This is a genomic window from Cedecea sp. FDAARGOS_727, from assembly GCF_012273235.1.
GTDB lineage: Bacteria > Pseudomonadota > Gammaproteobacteria > Enterobacterales > Enterobacteriaceae > Cedecea > Cedecea davisae.
Genome location: NZ_CP050966.1, coordinates 819981 through 841807 on the forward strand (window position 1 = coordinate 819981; position 21827 = coordinate 841807).

The following is a 21827-nucleotide window of genomic DNA, read 5'->3' on the forward strand; positions in this document are numbered from 1 at the left end:
AAAATGACGCCACCTTGCCACAGCATAAGGCGTTATCACTCATCATTCTGGTTTAATTTGGGGGAGGATTACAGGGGCGGAGAGGCTAACAAAAACCCCGCCAGCGGCGGGGTTCAGGGTCTATTTTGCTTCGGCTGTAGCAAGCTGACGGCGGCGTTTAAAGAACCAGCCAATCAGCAGTAGCACAATCCAGCCGCAGCCAACATACAGCGAAATACGGGTGTCGGGGTGGTAACCAATCAGCGCGATGATAAACACCAGGAATACCAGACCTACGATAGTCGTCGCCACGCCGCCCGGGATCGGGAATTTAAGCGCTTTTGCCTCTTCCGGTGGCAAACGGCGGCGGAAGGCAATCTGCGACAACAGGATCATTATCCACACCCATACGGTGGCAAAGGTTGCCAGCGATGCAATCACCAGGAAGACGTTTTCCGGCATGATGTAGTTCAGGTAAACCGCCAGCAGCATGGCAAAGCCCATCACCACAACCGTCACCCACGGAATACCGTTACGTGAGGTTTTAGCGAATACCTTCGGCGCGCTGCCCTGCTCGGCCATGCCGTGCAGCATGCGCCCAACGCCGAACACATCGCTGTTGATAGCAGAAAGAGAAGCGGTGATGACCACGAAGTTAAGAATACCGGCCGCAGCGGTAATGCCCATGTGCTGGAACGTCATGACAAACGGGCTGCCTTCGGTGCCAACCTGGTTCCACGGGTAGATAGACATGATGACAAACAGCGTGCCAACGTAGAACACCAGAATACGCAGCGGGACAGAGTTAATCGCGCGCGGAATGGATTTCTCAGGGTCCTTCGCTTCGCCCGCGGTGATGCCGATGATTTCAATACCGCCGTAGGCGAACATCACCATTTGCAGCGACATTATCATGCCTAACCAGCCGTTACTGAAGAAGCCGCCGTTGCTCCACAGATTATGAATACCGGTCGCCTGGCCGCCGTTACCGATGCCCCAGAAGATAATGCCGATACCGGCGAGGATCATAATGATGATGGTCGCCACTTTGAAAAACGAGAACCAGAATTCCAGCTCGCCAAATACCTTTACGCTCATCAGGTTGATGGCGCTGATGATAAGCACCACGCTCAGCACCCAGACCCAATGCGGCACCGCCGGGAACCAGATGCCCATATAGATCCCGAAGGCGGTCACGTCGGCGATGGCAACAATCAATATTTCAAAGCAGTAAGTCCAGCCGGTGATATAACCTGCCAGCGGCCCCAGGTAATCCTGAGCATAACGGGAAAACGAGCTGGCAGAGGGGTTATGAACCGACATTTCGCCCAGCGCGCGCATGATGATATAGGCCGCAACGCCGCCGATAATATACGCCAGCAGTACGCTTGGCCCCGCCATCTTGATAGCGTCTGCCGAGCCGTAAAACAGCCCTGTTCCAATCGCCGAACCCAGCGCCATAAACCGGATGTGCCGGGTGCTCAAACCGCGCTTGAGCTTATTGGTGTTTTCCATGAATCCTGTACCACTCTTCACAATAAAAAAACCACGGAGGGCGACTCCGTGGTTAGTTAACAATCAAACTCTTAGTGCGCGGTGGAAGTCACCTGACGCCCTGCAGCCCGGTCCCAGACGGCGGTGATAAACACCATCGCGACGGTTGGCAGCAGCCACGCAAGGCCCTGGTCGGCCAGCGGCAGTTTCGCCGCCCATGCAGGCAGTACATCGCTGATTGCCGAAGCTTTAATGCCGTCGATAATACCAAACAGCAGGCTTATCAGCATTGCCGGTGCGATAACGCGGGTGGAATTGTGCCACCACGGACGGGTAAAGCTTAAGACCACCAGGGCGATACAAGGCGGGTAGATTGCCGTCAGCACCGGAATAGAGATCTGAATCAGATGGCTCAGGCCGAGGTTAGATACAATCATCGAGAACAGGCCGAGGATAAACACCAGCGAGCGGTAAGAGAGCGGTAAATACTGGCTAAAGAACTCCGCGCAGGCGCAGGTCAGGCCAACCGCCGTAACCAGGCAGGCGAGGAAAATCAGCGCAGCAAGGAAGAAGCTGCCTGCTCCGCCAAAGGTATGGGAAACGTAGGCGTGCAGAATAGCCGCGCCGTTGGCGTTTTGCTCAACCAGATTGGCGCTATCAGACCCGAGGTGGAACAGCGCCAGATAGATAATCGTCAGGCCAACACCGGCAATCAGGCCAGCCCAGATGGTGTAGCGGGTCAGCAGGCGGGATTCGGTCACACCGCGAGAGCGTGCCGCATTGACGATAACGATCCCGAATACCAGCGAGGCCAGGGTGTCCATCGTCAGGTAGCCGTTCACAAAGCCGTTAGAGAATGCCGCGTTTTGATAGGCTTCGGTCGCAGAACTCAGGCCACCGGCAGGCCACAGAACGGCACCGGCGGAGAGGATCAGCAGCGCCAGGATTTTCACCGGCGCAAGGAAATGGCCAACGGTATCCAGAAGCTTGCCGGGATAAAGCGAAATACCAATCACCAGCGCGAAATACACCAGGCTGTAGATAAACAGCGGCATATCGCCCATACCGGTCAGCGGCGCAATGCCGATTTCAAACGACACGGTGGTGGTGCGCGGCGTGGCAAACAGCGGGCCAACAGCCAGGTAACAAACGGTCGCCAGCAAAATACCGGCCCGGCGGCCAATCGGCGAGCTGAGGCTATCAATACCGCCGCCGACACGGGCAATGGCCACGATGGTCAGCACCGGTAAGCCTACCGCGGTGACCAGGAAGCCAAGTGCAGACGTCCAGACGTGTTCACCGGCCTGTAAGCCAACCATTGGGGGGAAAATGATGTTGCCCGCGCCCACAAACAGCGCAAAGGTCATAAAGCCCAGAGCGATGATGTCACGCGATTTTAAATGATAGGTCATAAAATAATGCAGCCTGTGGATGTGTGGTGTTGAAAACGTTCAAATTTTTTAACCGCACGCGGTTCCAAATAACGTTCGGCAAAAAAGCGGTTATTACCGGTAACGACAGCGGAATATGCTTCTCCGGATCGGTGGCGAAGAATAGTTAGTCGAATTACCACTCAATTTCAGTCGGTCTGGTAACAACAGGGGGGCAATTAAAACGCTTATAGCGTTTGAAGACAAGAAGGGATCGGGAAACCAGAAAGATATCCTTTAAAAATCCCGGCAGGCAGTGAATAAATTCAATTATACGAATTTATTGTGGCTTATCATTCGGACAAAAAATCAACAATTCGCCTTTAACGCTTAACGAGTGGAGAAAAAACCAACAAAAAAGGCCAGTAAACTGGCCTGTGGAAACAGAGCTTGACGGTTGCGGTGAATTAATGTGCAACTGCCGCAGGATCCTGGGCGATTAACCGCTCCGGCAACACAAACGAAAATGTCGATCCCTGCCCCGGTTTACTTTCAATATCCAGACGAGCGTCGTGGTGGCTAAGGGCGTGCTTCACAATCGCCAGCCCAAGCCCGCTGCCGCCCGTCTGCCGGGAACGGGCTTTATCCACCCGATAAAAACGTTCGGTAAGGCGAGGAAGGTGCTCCGCTGAAATCCCCGGCCCGGTATCCTTAACGCTAAACGCCACGCCGTGCGGCTGACGCCGCCAGGTCACGGTAATGTGCGTCCCCTCCGGAGTATGGTTCACGGCGTTATACACCAGGTTGGAAATGGCGCTGCGCAACTGCTCTTCATTGCCGTAAACCTGTAGCCCAGGCTCAACGTTAAAAGTGAGCGTTTGCTTCTGCTGGCTCAGGGTCTGCGCCTCGCGTTCAACAACGCGCAGCATCAGCGGAACGTCAATTTTTTCATTCATCGACAGCGCCGGTGCCGCTTCAATTCTCGACAAGGTCAGCAGCTGTCGAACCAGCCCTTCCATGCGCGACGTTTGCTCGCGCATCGTATGTAATGCTTTATCCCTCAGCGGACCTTCCAGCGCCTGATCCTGCATCATCTCCAGATAACCCTGTAACACGGTTAGCGGGGTGCGCAGCTCATGGCTGACGTTGGCGAAGAAGTTACGCCTGGCGCCTTCAAGCTGATGCATTTGTGTCACATCACGCGCCACCATCAGCCACTGCCCGTCGGCATACGGCATCAGGCGGAACTCAAGGTGGCGGCCATTATTCATCACCAGCGTCAGCGGGCGATTAAACTGCTGATTCGCCACATACTGTGTGAATTCGGGGTAACGCAGAAGGTTAAGGATGTTTTGGCCGTTATCGTCCGGCCAGCGCAGCCCAAGCAGCTGCTGGGCCAGGCCATTACACCAAAAAATAGTGCCCTCTTCCGTGGTCAGCACCACCGCATCGGGCAACGATTCGGCTCCGCTACGGAAGCGCTTGATCAGATTACCCAGCTCTTTACGGCGCTTTTTGTTACGCAGCTGCATTTGATGCAGCCCGTAAAGCAGAGGCTCCCAGCTTCCCCGCCCCGGAGGCGGAGTCATGCTGCGGTCAACCCACAGCCACCAAGACAGACGAAGTAGATTCCAGAAATGCCAGCTCAGCAGGGAGGTTACTGCCGCCAGTAAAAACCACGGCAGATGGCCAAAGATCAATCCAAGAATAGCCGCCGGTAAACAACAGAGCATCAGCTCCAGTACCAGCCTTTTCCATGACAGCCGTTCCAGCACGCGTCACGCTCCTGTAAGCATTTTAAAAGCGGGTTGAAAAACGATAACCCGTGCCGCGAACCGTTTGCACCATTTTGTCATGACCACTTGTTTCCAGCGCTTTACGCAGGCGGCGAATATGCACGTCTACGGTGCGATCTTCAACGTAAACGTTGGTTCCCCACACGTTATTAAGCAGCTGTTCACGGCTGTAAACGCGCTCCGGGTGGGTCATAAAGAAGTGTAACAGCTTAAACTCGGTTGGCCCCATATCCAGCGGGTCTTCACCGGTCATTACCCGATGCGAGGACGGGTCAAGGCTCAGCCCCTGCATCTCAATCACCTCTTCCACCGCCATCGGCGAAATACGGCGCATTACCGCTTTAATACGCGCCACCAGTTCCTTTGGCGAGAACGGTTTGGTGATGTAATCGTCGGCCCCGACTTCAAGCCCGCGAACGCGATCTTCTTCTTCTCCGCGCGCGGTTAGCATCATCACCGGGATTTCGCGGGTCAGCGCTTCACGCTTAAGGTGCTTAATAAACTGAATACCCGAACCGCCCGGCAGCATCCAGTCCAGCAGGATCAGGTCGGGGAAAGGTTCAATCAGCAGGTTAACCGCGCTGTCATAATCTTCCGCCTCTACCGACTGGAAGCCATTTTGCTCGAGCACAAAGCTCACCATTTCACGAATCGGAGCTTCATCTTCTACGACTAAAATGCGTCTCGCCATGATTTACCCTGTTGAAAAGAGACCATCTCTTATTAATTGTGCGCCAGTATGCGTCAGATTTGTGACAGATTTATGAAAAAGATGACCGTCCGATATTTCACCTTTTTGAATTATGACAGCCGCTGAGTTTCGCGCACGGTTACGCTGGCGGCTCAATAGCTTATAATCGGAAATTCGCCTCTTTGCCATGGGACAGGTTATGCGCATTCTCCACACATCAGACTGGCACCTCGGCCAAAATTTCTATACCAAAAGCCGGGCTTCTGAACACCAGGCCTTTCTTGACTGGCTGCTTAACGCGGCGGCCGAACATCAGGTGGATGCCATAATTGTAGCGGGCGACATTTTTGATACCGGCTCGCCGCCGAGTTACGCCCGTGAAATCTATAACCGTTTTGTGGTGCAGTTGCAGGCCAGCGGCTGCCAGCTTGTTGTGCTGGCGGGCAACCACGACTCCGTCGCCACGCTTAACGAGTCGCGCGAGCTGCTCGCCTGCCTGAATACTCGCGTTATCGCCAGCGCCCGGCATCGCCAGGAAGAGCAGGCGCTGGTGCTGAATAACAAAGACGGCACGCCCGGCGCTATTTTGTGCCCAATCCCGTTTCTGCGCCCGCGCGATATTCAAAGCAGCCAGGCCGGGCTTTCCGGCCATGAGAAACAGCGCTCATTAATGGAAGCGATTAGCGAGCACTACCAGCAGTGCTACGACGCCGCCGTCGCATTACGCGGCGACCGCCCGCTGCCGATTATCGCCACAGGGCATCTCACCACGGTTGGCGTAACCAAATCCGATGCGGTAAGAGACATTTACATCGGCACCCTGGACGCCTTCCCGGCGCAGCACTTTCCTCCGGCTGACTATATTGCGCTGGGCCACATCCACCGGGCGCAGAAGATTGGCGGCAGCGAACATATCCGCTACAGCGGCTCCCCGATTGCGCTCAGCTTCGACGAAACGGGCAAAGCTAAAAGCGTATTTCTGGTTGAATTCAGCGGCAGCCAGCTTGCGGGCGTCGAAGCCCTTGAAGTCCCGGTCAGCCAGCCGTTAGCGGTTATAAAGGGTTCGCTAAGGGAGATAGAACAGCAGCTTGAGCAGTGGCGTAATGCCCCTGCCGAGCCAAAAGTCTGGCTGGATATCGAAATCGCCACCGATGAATATCTTCACGACATGCAGCGCCAGGTTCAGGCTTTAACCGACACCCTGCCGGTAGAAGTGGTGCTGTTGCGCCGCAGCCGCGAACAGCGCGAGCGGGTCATCGCCAGCCAGCATAAAGAGACCCTGAGCGAGCTGACCGTAGAAGAGGTATTTGAGCGCCGCCTTAGCCAGGAAGAGACCACCGAAGAACGCGCCGCCAGGCTGAGAACGCTGTTTGCCCAAACGCTCTCGGACCTGCACCAGCAGGAGGAACAGGCATGAAAATTCTTAGCCTGCGTTTAAAAAATATTAACTCCCTCAAGGGCGAGTGGAAGATTGATTTCACTCGGGAACCCTTCGCCAGCAACGGACTATTTGCCATTACCGGCCCGACCGGAGCGGGCAAAACCACGCTGCTGGACGCCATCTGTCTTGCGCTCTACCACAAAACGCCGCGCCTGAGCAGCGTATCGCAGTCGCAGAACGACCTGATGACCAGAGACACCGCCGAGTGCCTGGCCGAGGTGGAGTTTGAGGTTAAGGGCGTTGGCTACCGCGCTTTCTGGAGCCAGAACCGCGCAAGGAATGCGGCAAACGGCAACCTTCAGGCGCCGCGCGTGGAGCTGGCCCAAATCAGCGACGGCAAAATTCTTGCGGACAAAATCAAAGACAAGCTCGACCTTGTTGCCTCGCTAACCGGGCTGGATTACGACCGTTTTACCCGTTCGATGATGCTCTCTCAGGGGCAATTCGCGGCATTTTTAAATGCCGATGCCAACGACCGCGCCTCGCTACTCGAAGAGCTGACCGGCACAGAAATCTACGGCACCGTCTCCGCTGCGGTATTTGAAAACCACAAGCAAATCAAAATTCGGCTGGAAAATTTGCTGGCTCAGGCGGCGGGCGTTGCCCTGCTCAGCGAAGAGCAGCAACAGCAGCTCACGGCAAGTTTGCAGGCGCTCACTCTTGAAGAACAAACGCTGGGCACCGAGCAGCAGTTGCGCCAGCGGCATCGGGACTGGCTGAGCCAACTGGGCAAGCTGACCGCCGATAAAGAACAAAAGCGGCTGGGGCTGAATACCGCTAATCAGGCTCTGCTGGATGCCGCCCCGCAGCTGGACAAATTGGCTCGTGCGCTGCCTGCCGAGAAGCTGCGCCCGCACTGGCAGCGTCTCCAGGAAAAGCAGCAGGCGCTGAAGCAAAATGCCGAAGCGGCGGAAAGTGTGAATGCACGCTTACGCCACGCCTCGGTGCATCGCCAGCAAACCCGGCTGCTGGCGGCCGTTCAGGCTGAAAAACTTCAGGCGGAGGCTCAGCAGGTTCAGAACTGGCTCTCTGCCCACGATAGCTATCGCCTCTGGAGCGCCGAACTTGCGGGCTGGCGCATGGCCTTTAGCCAGCTGCAACGGGATGAAAAGCAACTTGGCGATCTGCAGCAGGCGCTGCGGAGTAGCCGGCAAAAACTACAGGCACTGCCGGAGATAAATCTGGCGTTAACACCGGAAGAAGTAAGCACTCATTTACAGCAGCTAATGGCCGCCAGGCCGGGTCGCCAACGGCTGGCAGCCCTGCAACCTCAGTTTGCCACCGTGGAAAAACGCAAAACAGGGCTGGTGAGGGAGCTGGAGGAGCTGGATAAGCAAATTGCCGCTTGTGATGTCGAGCTGGGGCAAAAGCGCCAGCAGTATAAAGATAAACGCCAGCATGAAGCCGACCTGGAAAAAGTCGTCGAGCAGGAAAAACGGATCCATAGCCTTGAGGCCGAACGTGCTCAGTTGCAAAAGGACGCCCCCTGCCCGCTGTGCGGTTCAACTCAGCACCCGGCCGTTGAGGCCTATAAGGCGCTGGAGCCGGGAGAAAACCAGCGGCGCCTGGCCGCCCTGAAGCTTGAAGTCGCCGCGCTCGCCGAGCAGGGTTTCGCCCTCAAGGGCCAACTTGAAACCCAGCGCCAGCAGCGCGAAAAACGAGTTCATGAAGGCGCGGCGCTACAGGAAGAGGCAGACTCACTCTCGGCCCGCTGGCAGCAGCAATGCGCCGGGCTGAGCATAGCCTTAACGCCACAAGACGATCTGAACCAGTGGCTGGAAGAGCAGGAGCTGCGTGAACAGCAGTTGCGCCAGCTCGCAGAGCGCCAGGCGCTCGAAGCGCAATACCAGCGAGACAGCGAACAGCACCAAAAGATGAGCGCCGAGTTTAACGCCCGGAACGCTTCGCTTCAGGCGGCGCTGGAGCAGGTTGGCCTTGCGCGTCCGCAGCCGGGCGAAGAGCAAAGCTGGCTGGATGCCCGCCAGCAGGAGTCCCAACAGTGGCAACAGCAGCAGGATAAACTGCCGCAGCTCCGCCAGCAGCTTTCCACACTTGAAATGCTGCTTTCAACCCTTCAGGACGATGGCTCGGCCCCCGCGATGCTTGCCGAGCCTGAGCACCAGGCCGCGCTGCAAAACTGGCAGACTCTGCACAATGAATGCAACCTGCTGGAAGGCCAGCGTCAGTCTCTGGCGCAGCAGCTACAGCAGAGCGAAGCCGCGGCCCGCGAGGCCCAGGAGCAGTTCAGCACCGCGCTGGCAGCCAGCCAGTTCAGCGACGAAGAAGAGTTCCATTGCGCCCTGATGGAAGAAAACGTCCGGCTCGAGCTTGAGCAGCACAAACAGCAGCTGGAGCGTCAGCAGCAGCAGCAAACGACGCTGCTTGAGCAGGCCGAAACGGCGCTGGCCCAGCACCTGACGTCACGCCCGGAAACACTCGACGAAGAAGCAGACATCAGCGTTCTTGAGGCTCAAATTGCAGATCTGGCCCACCGGCTGCGTGAAAACGCCTCTCAGCAGGGGCAAATAAAGCAGCAGCAAAGCCACGACAAAGAGAACCGCTCGCGCCAGCAGGCGCTGATGCAGGAGATCAAAGAGTGCGAGGCTCAGGCGGAGGACTGGGGCTATCTCAACGCCCTGGTCGGCTCCAGAGAAGGCGATAAATTCCGTAAATTTGCCCAGGGACTGACGCTGGATAACCTGGTCTGGCTGGCAAACAACCAGCTTAATCGCCTGCACGGCCGCTACCTGTTGCAGCGTAAAGACAGCGAAGCGCTGGAGCTACAGGTTATGGACACCTGGCAGGCCGATGCGGTGCGCGACACCCGCACGCTGTCCGGCGGCGAAAGCTTCCTGGTTAGCCTGGCGCTGGCGCTGGCGCTTTCCGACCTGGTAAGCCACAAAACCCGCATCGACTCGCTGTTCCTTGATGAAGGCTTTGGCACTCTGGACGCGCAGACGCTAGATACCGCGCTCGACGCGCTGGACACCCTGAACGCCAGCGGGAAAACCATCGGCGTAATCAGCCACGTTGAGGCGATGAAGGAGCGTATTCCGGTGCAGATTAAAGTGAAGAAAATTAACGGGCTGGGCGTGAGCCGGCTGGATAAGGTTTTCGCGGTAGATTGACCTTTTACCCTGGGAATAACGAAAATCGCCCCCTCACCCTCCTGGAGGATGAGGGGTGCGAATTACTTCTCTAACGGCCAAAGCCACGCCGCGCCACGAACGCCGCTGGAATCACCGTGTACGGCTTTGCGAATCGGCGTTTCGCACTCGCCGCCAAATACCCAGGGCTTAATCAGCTGCGGCACGGTGCGATACAAACGCTCCACATTGCTCATCCCGCCGCCCAGCACAATCACATCCGGGTCGAGAATATTAACAATATGCGCCAGAGATTTAGCCAACCGCGTTTCATAGCGGCTCAGGGCCAGCTCGGCCAGCGGATCCTGCTGTTCAGCCAGGTTGATAATCTCATTGCCCTTCAGCGTTTTCCCGCTCAGGCGCTGGTAGTCCGTGCCAAACCCGGTGCCGGAGATAAAGGTTTCAATACAGCCCTGCTTGCCGCAATAGCACGGCACTTCAGCGCGAAAATGCAGCTCATCCTCATCCATCCATGGCAGAGGGTTGTGGCCCCACTCTCCCGCCGTGCCGTTGCCGCCAATCAGGCTGTGGCCGTTGATGGCAATCCCTGCGCCACAGCCGGTGCCGATTATCACCGCAAACACAATCTGCGCCCCGGCGGCCGCGCCATCGATAGCTTCTGATACCGCAAGGCAGTTGGCGTCATTTGCCAGCCGGACTTCGCGCTTGAGCGCGCTGCTGAGATCTTTGTCGAACGGCTGGCCGTTAAGCCAGGTCGAGTTCGCGTTTTTCACTACCCGGGTATAAGGGGAGATTGACCCCGGAATACCCAGCCCAACCGTACCGGTCTCGCCCGTTGCTTCTTCCGCCAGCCGCACCAGCTCAACGATGTTTTTGAGGGTGGCCTGGTAGTCATTTTTAGGCGTTGGCAGCCGGTGGCGGTAGAGCTGCTTTCCGTCATCTGCCAGCGCGATTACTTCTGTTTTTGTACCACCGAGATCGATACCTATGCGCACATGAACTTCCTCATTTGGTGATAATTATCAATAGTATAGAATGGCATCTAAGCAAATGCGATGAAACGAGGCCGTCAATTCGTTATCATGCCCGCTGCGTTTAACTGACAATCTGGGACAGAATCATGCTGTGGTTTAAAAATTTAATGGTTTACCGTCTAAGCCGTGACATCACGCTGACGGCGGATGCAATGGAAAAACAGTTAGCCGCCTTCACCTTCACCCCTTGTGGCAGCCAGGACATGGCAAAAACCGGCTGGGTGTCGCCGATGGGCTCGCACAGCGATGCATTAACCCATGTTGCCAACGGCCAGATTGTGATTTGCGCCCGTAAAGAAGAAAAAATTCTGCCGGCTCCGGTTATCAAACAGGCTCTGGAAGCCAAAATCAATAAGCTCGAAGCGGAGCAGGCACGTAAGCTGAAAAAGACCGAGAAAGACTCCCTGAAAGACGAAGTGCTGCACTCCCTGCTGCCTCGCGCTTTCAGCCGCTTCAGCCAGACAATGATGTGGATAGACACGGTAAACGGCCTGATTATGGTCGACTGCGCCAGCGCGAAAAAAGCCGAAGATACTCTCGCCCTGCTGCGTAAAAGCCTGGGTTCGCTGCCGGTGGTTCCGCTGGCTCTGGAAAATCCAATTGAGCTGACGCTGACCGAATGGGTGCGTTCTGGGGATGTGCCGGCCGGTTTCGCGCTGATGGACGAAGCCGAGCTGAAAGCGATTCTCGAAGGCGGCGGCGTGATCCGCTGCAAGCAGCAGGAGCTGGTGTGTGACGAAATCGCCGCGCATATTGAAACCGGCAAAGTGGTCACCAAACTGGCGCTGGACTGGCAGGAACGCATTCAGTTTGTGCTGGCAGACGACGGTTCGATTAAACGCCTGAAGTTTGCCGACACGCTGCGCGAGCAGAACGACGATATCGAGCGGGAAGATTTTGGCGGACGTTTTGACGCCGACTTTATTTTGATGACCGGCGAATTAGCCGCGCTTATCAACAACCTGGTAGAAGCGCTGGGCGGCGAAGCACAGCGTTAATGCTTTTCCCCTCTCTGGCGACGCGCAGAGAGGGGAAAAAACGCAATTATTTATCGGCCAGATAACGGCAAAGATAAGAGGTCGGCTCTGCAACCTGCAGGTGGAACTCGCTGTGTCCAGGCACGTTAAACACTTCACCCGCCGCGTAGGTTTTCCACTCTGTTTCTCCCGGCAGCAGGACGTGCAATGCCCCGCTAACCACGGTCATCTCTTCCGGCTGAGCGGTCCCGAAGGTGTACTCCCCCTCCGCCATCACGCCAACGCTGGCACGGCCGGTGCTGCTGCTGGTAAAACCAATGGATTTTACTTTACCGGAGAAGTATTCATTACTCTGAAGCATGGACTGGCCCTTTATCGATATAGTGAAAAATCCACTATAGAGGTGAACTCTCGGGCCTGTCACGTAAATTGTTAAATCCTCTCAGGTAAGCAGTTCTGCCGCCAGCCTGGCCACCAGCACGTTGGACAATAACACCGGGACATTGAGCTGCTTTTGCAGTAAATCGCGGTGTTTTTGGTGGAACCCGAGGCAGTCCAGCACCAGAACATTCGCCCCTTCCGCCATCAGTTTGCGCCCCGCCTCCAGTAGCTCTTCGTCGCCGCCGTGGATTGGGTTAGCCAGGGCGTAGTGCGGCGGGTTGCTTAGCTTGCGCCACTTCTGCTCCTGAAACTTAATCAACTCGGGCATCGGCAAAATAATCCCCACCTGGTGGCCATCAACAATCGAGGCGACCAGCGGCGGGATTATCCTGTCCGGCTCCAGCAAAATGGCGTTACGAGCGCTTAATCCGAGTAGAGGCATGGTGCTCATTAACAGAATGACTTCGTAGCCCTGGTTATCCAGCTGCTCGATGATGCACTGCATGGCGATGGAGATTTTGTCGCGGCCGACGTGGGTAAGAGTGTTATCCGCCAGTAGCGTCAGCAGAGACGCTTCTCCCGGCGCAGGTGAATAAAGCCGCTGAACCTCTTCGCGAGACAACTCGCCCAGCAGGCTAACATGGGTAATTTGTTGCTCAGAAATATGTTCGGTCAGGAAGGGAAGGACTTCACTTACGGACACGCTGCCGATAGTGAGAATGGCTACAGTTGGTCTCATGCTTCGCTCCGCAATTACTCAGAATCTGCCCTCTCCATTGCGCCGATACACATCCTTAATGAGACAACTCGCCGGGGTCGTGGTTTTTTGCTCGTCATCGCGCAGCATACCGCCAGGACCCTTAACAAATCATCAACCACCTGGTAACATTTTTAGCTGAATATATTTTAAAGAAATTAAACAGATAAAAGCTCTGTCTATCGAAAAACAAAGCGCATTTCAGCAGGGACAAGAGCAAGATAACCCCACTTACTGTCGGTCTTTTGGGTGGGGATTTGCGTTAAGTATAGGCTAACTGGCGCGAGCCATTTGCAGCGCGTTGAGGATAGCTTCGACTACCGCGTCCGGCGTGCGGGTAGCATCGACAATATGGTGTGCAACCTCGCGATAGAGCCCTTCCCGGGCGGCCAGGACGTCAACAATTTCATCGGTCACGCCTTTACCGGTAAGCGTCGGGCGCTGCCCTTCTTCCGGCGATTCGTTCAGGCGCGAGGCCAGGATTTGCGCCGGGGCATGCAGCCAGATGGCAATGCCGTTTTCCTGCATAAACTGGCGATTATTTTCGGCCAGCACCATGCCGCCGCCGGTTGCCACCACGGTTGCAGGAGCCGTTACCTGCTGTAACGCTTCGGACTCGCGGGCGCGAAAGCCCGGCCAGCCCTCTTCGGCGACTATCTCAGCCACGCTTTTTCCGGTGCTGGTCAGCAGGAAGCTGTCGGTATCCACAAATTCATAACCCAGCGTCCTCGCCAGTGCCTGACCGACGGTCGTCTTACCACAGCCGCGAGCGCCGACTAAGAATAGGGGTTGAGTCATCAGAGATAATCCTCGGAAGCGCTGACCTGATGGCCAGACGGGACAAAAGCAGGAACGGATAGCGATGATATCATCAAACTAGTACGAGAAAATAGTGTAAACATTTAATTACAATCAGCAAAGGGCTTCAGCAAAAAAACCAGCTATAACGGCCTGAATCAAACTTCAACAAGTGTAAACTAAAGCCGCCACCCGCCAACAGCGCCACAATACTTTAAACGCCAGGCCAATGACAACCCTTAATCTGAGATTCGGTAACACATTTATGGTTAGCTTTACGATTAAGGCGTTTAAGCGACGCCCGATTTGAGCAACACTGAATCCCGGGTCTTCATTATGACAGAGGTATGAGCCATGCAATCTGAAGAGCAGCGTCTTATCGACGGGCTTTTTGACCGCCTGAAACAGGCCGAAAGCCAAAGTTCCACTCGCGATGCGGCCGCAGAACAGCGGATTGCGCAGCACCTCAGCCAGCAGCCTGGGGCCGCGTACTATATGGCGCAGACGATCCTTATCCAGGAAGCGGCAATGAAGCAGCTGAACGGTAAAATTCAGGCGCTGGAAGCCCAGGTAGCCGAGCTCGAGCAAAAGTCTCGCCAGCAGCAAAGCAGCGGTGGTTTCCTGGCCGGGCTGTTCGGCGGCGGCAACAGCAACAGCTCACGCGGGTCCGATCCTATTCCCGGCAGCCAGAATTATGCTTCTTCGGCCCCGCAGGGTAATGCCGGATATGGAGCAAACGCGGCACCAGCGGGTTACGGCGCGCCTCAGGCCGCACCGGCCAGCGCACCACGCGCGGGCGGCGGTTTCCTGTCCGGAGCGTTACAAACGGCAGCAGGCGTTGCGGGCGGCGTAGTGGTGGCAGAAATGCTGACCAGCATGTTCCACCGCAGCCAGCCGGAAGAGATAGTCAACATCATCAACGAACCGGCTCCGTCTTTCGACAATAGCTCATTTGATTCCGTCAACGACTACAGCCAGGTCAATGACAGGCAGTTCCTGAGCCAGCCTCAGGATAACGCTAACGACTACGCTGATTTCGGTAACGATGATTTTGGCGGTGACGATTACGGCGACGACGACGACAGCTTTATTTAAGACTTCTGCGCCCGCGCGACCCTCAGCAGCCATTTTTCAAGCTCGTTGGCAAACTGCTGGCGGTCGCGCTGGTTCAGGCTATCCGGGCCGCCGGTTTGCACGCCGCTGGCGCGCAGCGTATCCATAAAATCACGCATCGTCAGGCGCTCACGAATAGTCGCGGGTGTATAAAGCTCGCCGCGCGGGTTCAGCGCAATCGCCCCTTTCTCCAGCACGTCGGCCGCCAGCGGAATATCCGCGGTGATAACCAGGTCGTTTTTCTCACAGCGGCGAACAATTTCGTTATCCGCAACGTCAAAGCCCGAGGCCACCTGCAGGCTGCGAATAAAGCGTGACGGCGGCGTTTTTAATCCCTGATTGGCAACCAGCGTCACCATCACCTGAGCGCGATCGGCGGCGCGAAAAAGGACTTCTTTGATTACCTTCGGACACGCATCGGCATCCACCCAAATTTGCATTGTTGCTCCTGACTGTCGCGGGAATGGGGGCAATTTTGCCGTGCTTTTGCAGAATGGCAAAGTTTATCTGCGCCTGCGGAGCCGTTTAAGCGCAAACATAGCCTAAGTGCCGGAAAGCGCGTTAAGCTATAAGCATAAGATAACGAAACAAATAACCATGGAGTAACGCTATGGATAAGAAAATTGGTTTTATTGGCTGCGGCAATATGGGGAAGGCTATCCTCGGCGGCTTGATTTCCAGCGGCCTGGTTCCGGCCGGTAATATCTGGATTTACACCCCTTCTCCGGACAAGGTTCAGGCGCTGTGCGAAGAGTACGGAATTAACGCCGCCGAAAGCGCTCAGGAAGTTGCCCAGATAGCGGATATCGTCTTTGGCGCGGTGAAGCCAAACATCATGCTGAAAGTTCTGAGCGAAGTGAATTCCAGCCTGAATAAAGACACGGTGATTATCTCTATTGCCGCGGGCATCACCCTGGATACGCTGGCTAAAGTGCTCGGCCACGATCGCAAGATAATCCGCGCCATGCCAAACACGCCGGCGCTGGTTAATGCGGGCATGACTTCCGTAACGCCAAACGCGCTGGTCACGCCTGAAGATATTGCCGATGCGGTAAGCATTTTCCGCAGCTTCGGCCAGGCGGAAGTGGTCAGCGAAGCAATGATCCACCCGGTGGTCGGCGTGAGCGGCTCCGCTCCGGCGTATGTATTTATGTTTATCGAAGCGATGGCAGATGCGGCGGTACTTGGCGGTATGCCGCGCAAGCAGGCCTACCAGTTTGCGGCCCAGGCGGTAATGGGCTCCGCGAAGATGGTGCTGGAAACCGGCAAGCATCCGGGTGAGCTGAAGGATATGGTGTGCTCGCCGGGCGGCACCACGATTGAAGCGGTGAAAGTGCTGGAAGAGAAAGGCTTCCGCGCCGCCGTGATGGAAGCAATGGTGAAATGCATGGCGAAGTCGGAATTGCTCGGGAAGTCCTGATTTTGTAGATACCCCCTCACCCTGACCCTCTCCCCACAGGGGAGAGGGGATTGGATCGAGTAGCAACCCTCTCCCCATCCCTCTTTTCTCCCTCTCCCTCGCAGGGAGAGGGCCGGGGTGAGGGTTCTTTAAAACGACTTATTTTTTCTTCAGACAGGTGCTCATAAAGGTTTTTCTGGCGTCGCCCTTCAGCGATTGCTTCGCGGCATCGGCATTACAATCCTTCATTTTTTGCTGCTGTGGCGTCAGCGTTTTGCCCGCCGCTGCCGGCTGTTCGCCCTTCAGGCAGCTACTCATATAGCTCTTACGCTGATCCCCTTTCAGGGACTGCGTTGCCGCCTGTTGATTACAGCTGGTCATTCGCTGCTGCTGAGGCGTCATGGTTTTCTCCGCCGCCGTTGCTGCCCCAACCAGCCCTACCAGTAACACCGCTAATAATGAATATTTCATAGCTTATTCCTTTTTTATTGTGACGCTTCAAGCCTGGCTCTAAGGCAAAAAAAATGCGACTCCTGCGCCGCATTTTTTCTTATTTTTTAGCCCACTCCCCACTTTACTCCAGCGCCATCGCCGCCTTCATGGTGTAGAACAGGTCGGTCTGGTCGGTGAGCCCCACAACGTTTGCCGCATGCGGGCCATAGGCCGCCACGCGCAGCTGGGTGCCGGTATGCTCCTGAGATTCGCCTTCGGAGTTGCCGTAGCTAATCACCATGACAGAGCCGTCTTTGGTATTCAGAGCCTGCGTCAGCCCCGGAGCTTTGGTGTCCGGTGCTACAATCTGGCTGGAATGTGCGTGATCGGCGGTAACGACAACCAGGGTGTTGCCGTCTTTACGGGCAAACTCCAGCGCTTTCTGCACCGCTTCGTCGAGATCGACCGTCTCGCCAATCTGGCCGCAAGGATTCGCCGCGTGATCCTGCTTGTCTATCGATGCACCCTCAACCTGCAGGAAGAAGCCTTTCTCGTTGCCTTTCAGCAGATCGATGGCTTTTTCGGTCATCTGCGCCAGGGTTGGCACGCTGGCATCGCGTTTCGGGTTTGCGGTACAAGTTACCACCGGTTGGTCAATATTGCCGTGATAGCTGGCCTTCGGCCCTTCCCAGCGTACAGGCATATTGCCGTCCGCAAACATGCCGATCAGGGGTTTGCTCTGGTTTGCCTCGGTTACGGCCGCCAGGCCCGAAGCATTATCGACCCAATGGTAACCACGAATATCGGCCTGTTCGCGCAGCGTTTTACCGCTCCATTCGCCCGCCTTCGCTACTTCGCTGAAGGTCTTAGCCCCGCCGCCGAGCGTGACGTCGGCGCGGGCGTTAAGCAATTGTTCGCTTATCGAGCCTTTGCCGCCGTTTTCCAGCGCATTAGTCGCGCATTTCTCGCCGGTCGCGCTCGGGCCGTAGCATTTACGCCCGGTAACGTGCGACACAAGCGCTGCAGGGGTGGCGTCCTGAATTTCTGCGGTAGACACGTTGCCGGTGGCTTTACCGGCGGCTTTAGCCAGTTCAAGAATGGTGACGTGATCTTTGCCGTTTACGTCCACGCCCAGCGCGCCGTTATAGGTTTTCACGCCGGTGGTCCACGCGGTAGCGGAGGCGGCAGAGTCGGTCACGTAATCCGGTTTTTTCGTTTTCTTGTCTAAAGAATAATGGGTGTATTGCCCGGTAAGCGGCAGGGCATCAATTCCGCGGAAGAAGCCGCCCGCGCCTTCGGCATAGTTTCTGGCAGCGGTAATTTCGGAGTCGCCCATTCCGTCGCCGATCAGCAGAATAACGTTCTTCGCCGTTTTATTGTTTAACGAGGCGCGAATAGCTTCCGTTTGATCGCCAGTAATACGGCGTGCGCCGCCCGGCTGGGTTAAATCTCCCTGCGCGGCACGATTATCCAGAGGGGCTAAATTTTCTTGTGAGTGCGAAGGGGTGCTGGCAAGCAGCAAAGGCAGCAGGCTGGCGATAATTACGCTCTGTTTCACTTTATTTTCTCCATGTAGTAACTACTGAATACAAAATAAAAACAGAGCGAGTATAAAAATAGCTTATGACATTAATATGACAGAGAAATTTGATTCAACTACGTGGGTGAATAAGCAGTTTTTTTAAATATTGACGAAGTAATTCGGTATCCTGAAATGGCACTACGGTCTTTGGGGATGCATCATCTAACGCCCCTTCAATGCTGTCGACCAGCTGCTGGCGCTCCCCCTGCTCGAGCCGCCTCAGCAGCGCCGTAACGACTATTTCCAGCGCCTCTACCTGAGCCACCAGTTCTTTTGATTCCTCTTCCTTCTCAGCGAGTTTAACCAATAACTCTGCAATAAGATTTTTCATTTTCTCAGTCCCTGCGGGGTTAAGACATGACGTTAACACTCAGATCCACCTGAGAGCAATATGCCGCGTTAAATATGTGCGTAATAGCAAATAAAGGCGATATTAAAACGATTCAGTCTGCTAATAATCGCGGATGCATTTTTTTTGCGTAACAAAAAAAGAATAATGGAATATTATTCGCTAAAAAACCTGCCATCCGGCGAACAATAATAAGTGGGAATTATTCTCCATGTTCCACTCATTAATATTGCCGCCGGGCAAAAAAAATCCGTTTTAAATTTGTCGCTCCAGCTCTTTTTGACGGAGTTTTTTTCGTTTCAAAGCCACCGCCAGCTGCCAGATGTTGATTAAAACAACCAGCGCGGTTGCGGCAAAAACGTAACGAAAACCGGCCATTGCCGAGACTCCGGCCCCCATTAAAGGCCCCGCCACGTTGCCCAGATACATAAACGACTGGTTATAACCGAAGATGCGCCCGGTTACCTGGTCGCTGCAATATTTCAGCAGCAGAGTTTGCACCGCCGGGAGCATCGCACCGTCGGCAAAGCCCAGCAGAAAACGCAATATTCCCAACTGGAACGGCGAGGTCACAAAGGACATTGCCAGGAATAACACCACGGCGCACGCGAGGGTCGCCATCAAAATACGCTCGGTGCCGATTCTGTCGCCCAGTTTGCCGAGTCTTGGGGCGGCAAACAGCGCAGAAATCCCAGGCAGGGCGGCAATAAAGCCGCTCATAAAGGCGATATTGGTGCTTTCTGGTGAAAGTTGCTTAATAAACAGGGCAAGGATCGGGCCTATCGAGCCGTTGCACAGCTGAATAACCAGGGTCGTCAAAAACAGGCTGAAAATCAGCCACGGATAAGGCAGCGTGGCGAACACCTCTTTGCCGCTCAGGCGATCGGCTTTGCTAATCTTCGGGCGCGGCCCCTCTTTTATGAGTAGCAGAGTGACCAGGAAACTCACCATCAGCAGCCCGGCGGTGGCAAAAAATACCGGCCTCAAGCCCAGATGGTCCGCCATAAACCCCCCGAGCAGCGGGCCGACTATCACGCCGCTAATCTGCCCGGTAGATAAAGTGCTTATGGCCCAGCCGCTGCGCTCGCGCGGCACCTGAGAAGCCACCAGCGCCATGGCATTAGGAATATAGCCGGAGGTCAGCCCCATCACCGCGCGCAGCAGGAAAAGCTGCCAGACGTTGGTGGCAAAAGCCTGAAGCAGGATAGCAACCGCCATGCCGAAGGAGGCGCGCAGCAGCATCAACTTTCGCCCTTTGCGGTCGGCAAGGCTGCCCCACATCGGAGAAACAATGGCGGAAACCAGAAACGTCACGCTAAAGGTCAGCCCCGACCACATGGACAGCGCCTCATGGGAGCTAACGCCGAGCTGCTCTACGTAGAGCGGCAGAAAGGGCAAAATCTGGCTAATCGCAAGGCCGGTAAAGAAACAGCCGAACCAGACCGAAATGAGGTTAACCTTCCAGGATTCCATAGCGCGTTTTTTCAAAGGGGATGCAACCAGAATAGAACGATTTGAATAAAGCTTATCACACTAACGAATATCGCCGTCAGCACCCTGGAATCGCCATTACGATATAGAAATGATTGCTTACCAACTCACATATCCCCCGCGGATGCAGGAACCACATGAATCCCCGTTATGAGCATGGTATGTTGTCCGCCTTCGTAAAGTTTATGGGTGGATTAAAGGCATGGCAAAACTGCGGGTTGGTATCGTGTTTGGGGGGAAATCAGCAGAACACGAGGTGTCGCTGCAGTCGGCAAAAAACATCGTCGACGCCATTGATAAGTCGAAATTTGACGTGGTGTTGTTGGGCATTGATAAGCAGGGGCAATGGCATATCAACGACGCGTCCAGCTATCTGCTGAACGCCAATAACCCGGCGCTTATCGCCCTGAATCGCTCCGAGAAAAATGTCGCGCTGGTTCCCGGCCAGACCGAACACCAGCTGATTGAAACCAGCAGCGCAGAGCAGCTTTCCCAGATTGACGTTATTTTCCCGATTGTGCACGGCACGCTGGGCGAAGACGGTTCTTTGCAGGGCATGCTGCGCGTGGCAAATCTGCCGTTTGTCGGCTCCGCCGTGCTCGGCTCTGCGGTCAGCATGGACAAAGACGTAGCCAAGCGCCTGCTGCGCGACGCCGGTCTGAACGTAGCGCCGTTTATCACCCTGACCCGCGCTAACCGCGGCAAAATCAGCTTCGCAGAAGTTGAAAAGCAGCTCGGCTTACCGCTGTTTGTCAAACCGGCAAACCAGGGTTCTTCCGTCGGCGTCAGCAAGGCCAGCAATGAAGAGCAATATCATGCTGCGGTGGCGTTAGCCTTCGAGTTTGACCATAAAGTGGTGGTTGAAACCGGGATTAAGGGGCGTGAAATCGAGTGCGCGGTGCTGGGTAATGATTACCCGCAGGCCAGCACCTGCGGCGAGATCGTAGTCAACAGCGAGTTCTACTCCTACGATACCAAATACATCGACGAGCAAGCAGCCCAGGTCGTGGTTCCGGCGGCGCTTGAAGCCGAAGTGAACGACAAGATCCGCAAAATTGCCGTTCGCGCTTACCAGGCGCTCGAGTGCAGCGGTATGGCGCGCGTTGACGTGTTCCTGACCGAAGATAACAAAGTTATCATCAACGAGATCAACACGCTGCCGGGCTTTACCAACATCAGCATGTATCCAAAACTCTGGCAGGCCAGCGGGCTTGGCTACCAGGAGCTGATCACCCGCCTGATCGAACTGGCTCTTGAACGCCACCAGCAGGATTGCGCTCTGAAAAGCTCAATCACCTCGTAGTGTTTAGGGTTCCGCCGTTTCCGACTCTTCGCGGGGGCGGCGGATAATAAATCCCGCAAGCCAGAAGCAAATTACCCACGTTACCAGCCCCACCGCATAGTTTTGCCAGCCTTTCGTTTCCAGCCCCAGCAGGCCAAGCACGCCGTTCAGAATAAAGATAAGGCCAATCGCCACCGCGTAATAGTGCCAGTCGCGACGCATTTTCAGGGTCAACATGTCAGCCTCATATCATCAGAGATAAACCAGACGGCATTGTCGCATATCGACGGCCGGGAAACTGCCTGTTGCCGGGCGCATAATTAGCACAATGTTAATGAAATTTCATTTAAGTTA

20 protein-coding genes are annotated in these 21827 nt (G+C 55.5%); 6 read left to right on the top strand and 14 right to left on the bottom strand.

The window, feature by feature from the left end; all coding sequences use genetic code 11:
- Window positions 1–120 precede the first annotated feature (120 nt).
- The 4 genes from proY to phoB form a co-directional block, all read right to left on the bottom strand.
- The gene (gene proY, locus FOC35_RS04040) at window positions 121–1494 is read right to left on the bottom strand and encodes a proline-specific permease ProY (protein WP_016535148.1); all 1374 of its coding nucleotides are present in this window, start codon (window positions 1492–1494) and stop codon (window positions 121–123) included.
- A 71-nt stretch (window positions 1495–1565) separates the two neighbouring features.
- Entirely contained in the window at window positions 1566–2885 is a 1320-nt protein-coding gene (gene brnQ / locus FOC35_RS04045; RefSeq protein ID WP_172568217.1) for a branched-chain amino acid transporter carrier protein BrnQ, read from the bottom strand.
- Between the two features lie 425 nt (window positions 2886–3310).
- Window positions 3311–4618, bottom strand: a complete 1308-nt coding sequence (gene phoR, locus FOC35_RS04050) for a phosphate regulon sensor histidine kinase PhoR (protein ID WP_172568218.1) — start codon at window positions 4616–4618, stop codon at window positions 3311–3313.
- Between the two features lie 22 nt (window positions 4619–4640).
- Window positions 4641–5330, bottom strand: a complete 690-nt coding sequence (gene phoB, locus FOC35_RS04055; protein ID WP_008454506.1) for a phosphate response regulator transcription factor PhoB — start codon at window positions 5328–5330, stop codon at window positions 4641–4643.
- A 199-nt stretch (window positions 5331–5529) separates the two neighbouring features.
- Between phoB and sbcD the strand changes: the two genes are divergently transcribed.
- Together sbcD and sbcC are read left to right on the top strand one after the other, a co-directional pair.
- Window positions 5530–6747, top strand: a complete 1218-nt coding sequence (gene sbcD / locus FOC35_RS04060; RefSeq protein ID WP_172568219.1) for an exonuclease subunit SbcD — start codon at window positions 5530–5532, stop codon at window positions 6745–6747.
- Window positions 6744–9899, top strand: a complete 3156-nt coding sequence (gene sbcC / locus FOC35_RS04065; RefSeq protein ID WP_172568220.1) for an exonuclease subunit SbcC — start codon at window positions 6744–6746, stop codon at window positions 9897–9899. Before sbcD ends, sbcC begins: the two co-directional genes overlap by 4 nt.
- Before the next feature lie 62 nt (window positions 9900–9961).
- Here sbcC and mak read toward each other — a convergent pair whose 3' ends face one another.
- The gene (gene mak, locus FOC35_RS04070; RefSeq protein ID WP_172568221.1) at window positions 9962–10873 is read right to left on the bottom strand and encodes a fructokinase; all 912 of its coding nucleotides are present in this window, start codon (window positions 10871–10873) and stop codon (window positions 9962–9964) included.
- 125 nt (window positions 10874–10998) lie between these two features.
- On the opposite strand from mak, the gene rdgC reads away from it, so the two are divergent.
- Window positions 10999–11910, top strand: coding sequence for a recombination-associated protein RdgC (gene rdgC / locus FOC35_RS04075; RefSeq protein ID WP_016535141.1), 912 nt, complete (start codon window positions 10999–11001; stop codon window positions 11908–11910).
- A 46-nt stretch (window positions 11911–11956) separates the two neighbouring features.
- Here the strand turns inward: rdgC and ppnP are convergent, their stop codons facing one another.
- The 3 genes from ppnP to aroL form a co-directional block, all read right to left on the bottom strand.
- Window positions 11957–12250 carry a pyrimidine/purine nucleoside phosphorylase gene (ppnP, locus tag FOC35_RS04080; protein WP_008454495.1) on the bottom strand — a complete coding sequence of 98 codons (294 nt, stop codon included), beginning with the start codon at window positions 12248–12250 and terminating at the stop codon, window positions 11957–11959.
- An 81-nt stretch (window positions 12251–12331) separates the two neighbouring features.
- Entirely contained in the window at window positions 12332–13009 is a 678-nt protein-coding gene (locus FOC35_RS04085) for an AroM family protein (protein ID WP_172568222.1), read from the bottom strand.
- A gap of 291 nt (window positions 13010–13300) precedes the next feature.
- The gene (gene aroL / locus FOC35_RS04090) at window positions 13301–13825 is read right to left on the bottom strand and encodes a shikimate kinase AroL (protein WP_172568223.1); all 525 of its coding nucleotides are present in this window, start codon (window positions 13823–13825) and stop codon (window positions 13301–13303) included.
- A 354-nt stretch (window positions 13826–14179) separates the two neighbouring features.
- Here aroL and FOC35_RS04095 point away from each other — a divergent pair, with 354 nt between their 5' ends.
- Window positions 14180–14920 carry a DUF2076 domain-containing protein gene (locus FOC35_RS04095; protein ID WP_016535138.1) on the top strand — a complete coding sequence of 247 codons (741 nt, stop codon included), beginning with the start codon at window positions 14180–14182 and terminating at the stop codon, window positions 14918–14920.
- On the opposite strand, the gene FOC35_RS04100 is transcribed toward FOC35_RS04095, so the two are convergent.
- A complete protein-coding gene (locus FOC35_RS04100) occupies window positions 14917–15378 on the bottom strand; it encodes a YaiI/YqxD family protein (protein ID WP_016535137.1) in 462 nt (153 codons plus the stop codon). The two genes, FOC35_RS04095 and FOC35_RS04100, sit on opposite strands and share 4 nt — an antisense overlap.
- 170 nt (window positions 15379–15548) lie before the next feature.
- On the opposite strand from FOC35_RS04100, the gene proC reads away from it, so the two are divergent.
- The gene (gene proC, locus FOC35_RS04105) at window positions 15549–16358 is read left to right on the top strand and encodes a pyrroline-5-carboxylate reductase (protein WP_016535136.1); all 810 of its coding nucleotides are present in this window, start codon (window positions 15549–15551) and stop codon (window positions 16356–16358) included.
- A gap of 138 nt (window positions 16359–16496) precedes the next feature.
- On the opposite strand, the gene FOC35_RS04110 is transcribed toward proC, so the two are convergent.
- The 4 genes from FOC35_RS04110 to FOC35_RS04125 all read right to left on the bottom strand — a co-directional run bounded on the left by FOC35_RS04110 (window position 16497) and on the right by FOC35_RS04125 (window position 20173).
- Window positions 16497–16808: a PsiF family protein gene (locus FOC35_RS04110; protein ID WP_172568224.1), complete on the bottom strand. Its 312-nt coding sequence runs from the start codon at window positions 16806–16808 to the stop codon at window positions 16497–16499.
- Window positions 16809–16911: 103 nt separating this feature from the next.
- Window positions 16912–18327, bottom strand: a complete 1416-nt coding sequence (phoA, locus tag FOC35_RS04115) for an alkaline phosphatase (RefSeq protein ID WP_172568225.1) — start codon at window positions 18325–18327, stop codon at window positions 16912–16914.
- 94 nt (window positions 18328–18421) lie between these two features.
- Window positions 18422–18682, bottom strand: coding sequence for an anti-adapter protein IraP (gene iraP, locus FOC35_RS04120; RefSeq protein ID WP_016535133.1), 261 nt, complete (start codon window positions 18680–18682; stop codon window positions 18422–18424).
- A gap of 273 nt (window positions 18683–18955) precedes the next feature.
- On the bottom strand, window positions 18956–20173 hold the full coding sequence (locus FOC35_RS04125; RefSeq protein ID WP_172568226.1) for a multidrug efflux MFS transporter: 1218 nt from the start codon (window positions 20171–20173) through the stop codon (window positions 18956–18958).
- A 220-nt stretch (window positions 20174–20393) separates the two neighbouring features.
- Between FOC35_RS04125 and ddlA the strand changes: the two genes are divergently transcribed.
- Window positions 20394–21494, top strand: coding sequence for a D-alanine--D-alanine ligase (gene ddlA, locus FOC35_RS04130; protein ID WP_172568227.1), 1101 nt, complete (start codon window positions 20394–20396; stop codon window positions 21492–21494).
- A 3-nt stretch (window positions 21495–21497) separates the two neighbouring features.
- Here the strand turns inward: ddlA and FOC35_RS04135 are convergent, their stop codons facing one another.
- Window positions 21498–21710 (bottom strand): DUF2754 family protein, encoded by a 213-nt coding sequence (locus FOC35_RS04135; protein ID WP_016535129.1) that lies wholly within the window; start codon window positions 21708–21710, stop codon window positions 21498–21500.
- Window positions 21711–21827 lie beyond the last annotated feature (117 nt).

What these genes read in the sequence shown, in the direction of transcription:
- proY (WP_016535148.1), bottom strand. Translation starts at nt 1,494, where the DNA reads ATGGAAAACACCAATAAGCTCAAGCGCGGTTTGAGCACCCGGCACATC.
- brnQ (WP_172568217.1), bottom strand. Translation starts at nt 2,885, where the DNA reads ATGACCTATCATTTAAAATCGCGTGACATCATCGCTCTGGGCTTTATG.
- phoB (WP_008454506.1), bottom strand. Translation starts at nt 5,330, where the DNA reads ATGGCGAGACGCATTTTAGTCGTAGAAGATGAAGCTCCGATTCGTGAA.
- sbcD (WP_172568219.1), top strand. Translation starts at nt 5,530, where the DNA reads ATGCGCATTCTCCACACATCAGACTGGCACCTCGGCCAAAATTTCTAT.
- sbcC (WP_172568220.1), top strand. Translation starts at nt 6,744, where the DNA reads ATGAAAATTCTTAGCCTGCGTTTAAAAAATATTAACTCCCTCAAGGGC.
- rdgC (WP_016535141.1), top strand. Translation starts at nt 10,999, where the DNA reads ATGCTGTGGTTTAAAAATTTAATGGTTTACCGTCTAAGCCGTGACATC.
- ppnP (WP_008454495.1), bottom strand. Translation starts at nt 12,250, where the DNA reads ATGCTTCAGAGTAATGAATACTTCTCCGGTAAAGTAAAATCCATTGGT.
- FOC35_RS04085 (WP_172568222.1), bottom strand. Translation starts at nt 13,009, where the DNA reads ATGAGACCAACTGTAGCCATTCTCACTATCGGCAGCGTGTCCGTAAGT.
- aroL (WP_172568223.1), bottom strand. Translation starts at nt 13,825, where the DNA reads ATGACTCAACCCCTATTCTTAGTCGGCGCTCGCGGCTGTGGTAAGACG.
- FOC35_RS04095 (WP_016535138.1), top strand. Translation starts at nt 14,180, where the DNA reads ATGCAATCTGAAGAGCAGCGTCTTATCGACGGGCTTTTTGACCGCCTG.
- FOC35_RS04100 (WP_016535137.1), bottom strand. Translation starts at nt 15,378, where the DNA reads ATGCAAATTTGGGTGGATGCCGATGCGTGTCCGAAGGTAATCAAAGAA.
- proC (WP_016535136.1), top strand. Translation starts at nt 15,549, where the DNA reads ATGGATAAGAAAATTGGTTTTATTGGCTGCGGCAATATGGGGAAGGCT.
- FOC35_RS04110 (WP_172568224.1), bottom strand. Translation starts at nt 16,808, where the DNA reads ATGAAATATTCATTATTAGCGGTGTTACTGGTAGGGCTGGTTGGGGCA.
- iraP (WP_016535133.1), bottom strand. Translation starts at nt 18,682, where the DNA reads ATGAAAAATCTTATTGCAGAGTTATTGGTTAAACTCGCTGAGAAGGAA.
- FOC35_RS04125 (WP_172568226.1), bottom strand. Translation starts at nt 20,173, where the DNA reads ATGGAATCCTGGAAGGTTAACCTCATTTCGGTCTGGTTCGGCTGTTTC.
- ddlA (WP_172568227.1), top strand. Translation starts at nt 20,394, where the DNA reads ATGGCAAAACTGCGGGTTGGTATCGTGTTTGGGGGGAAATCAGCAGAA.
- FOC35_RS04135 (WP_016535129.1), bottom strand. Translation starts at nt 21,710, where the DNA reads ATGTTGACCCTGAAAATGCGTCGCGACTGGCACTATTACGCGGTGGCG.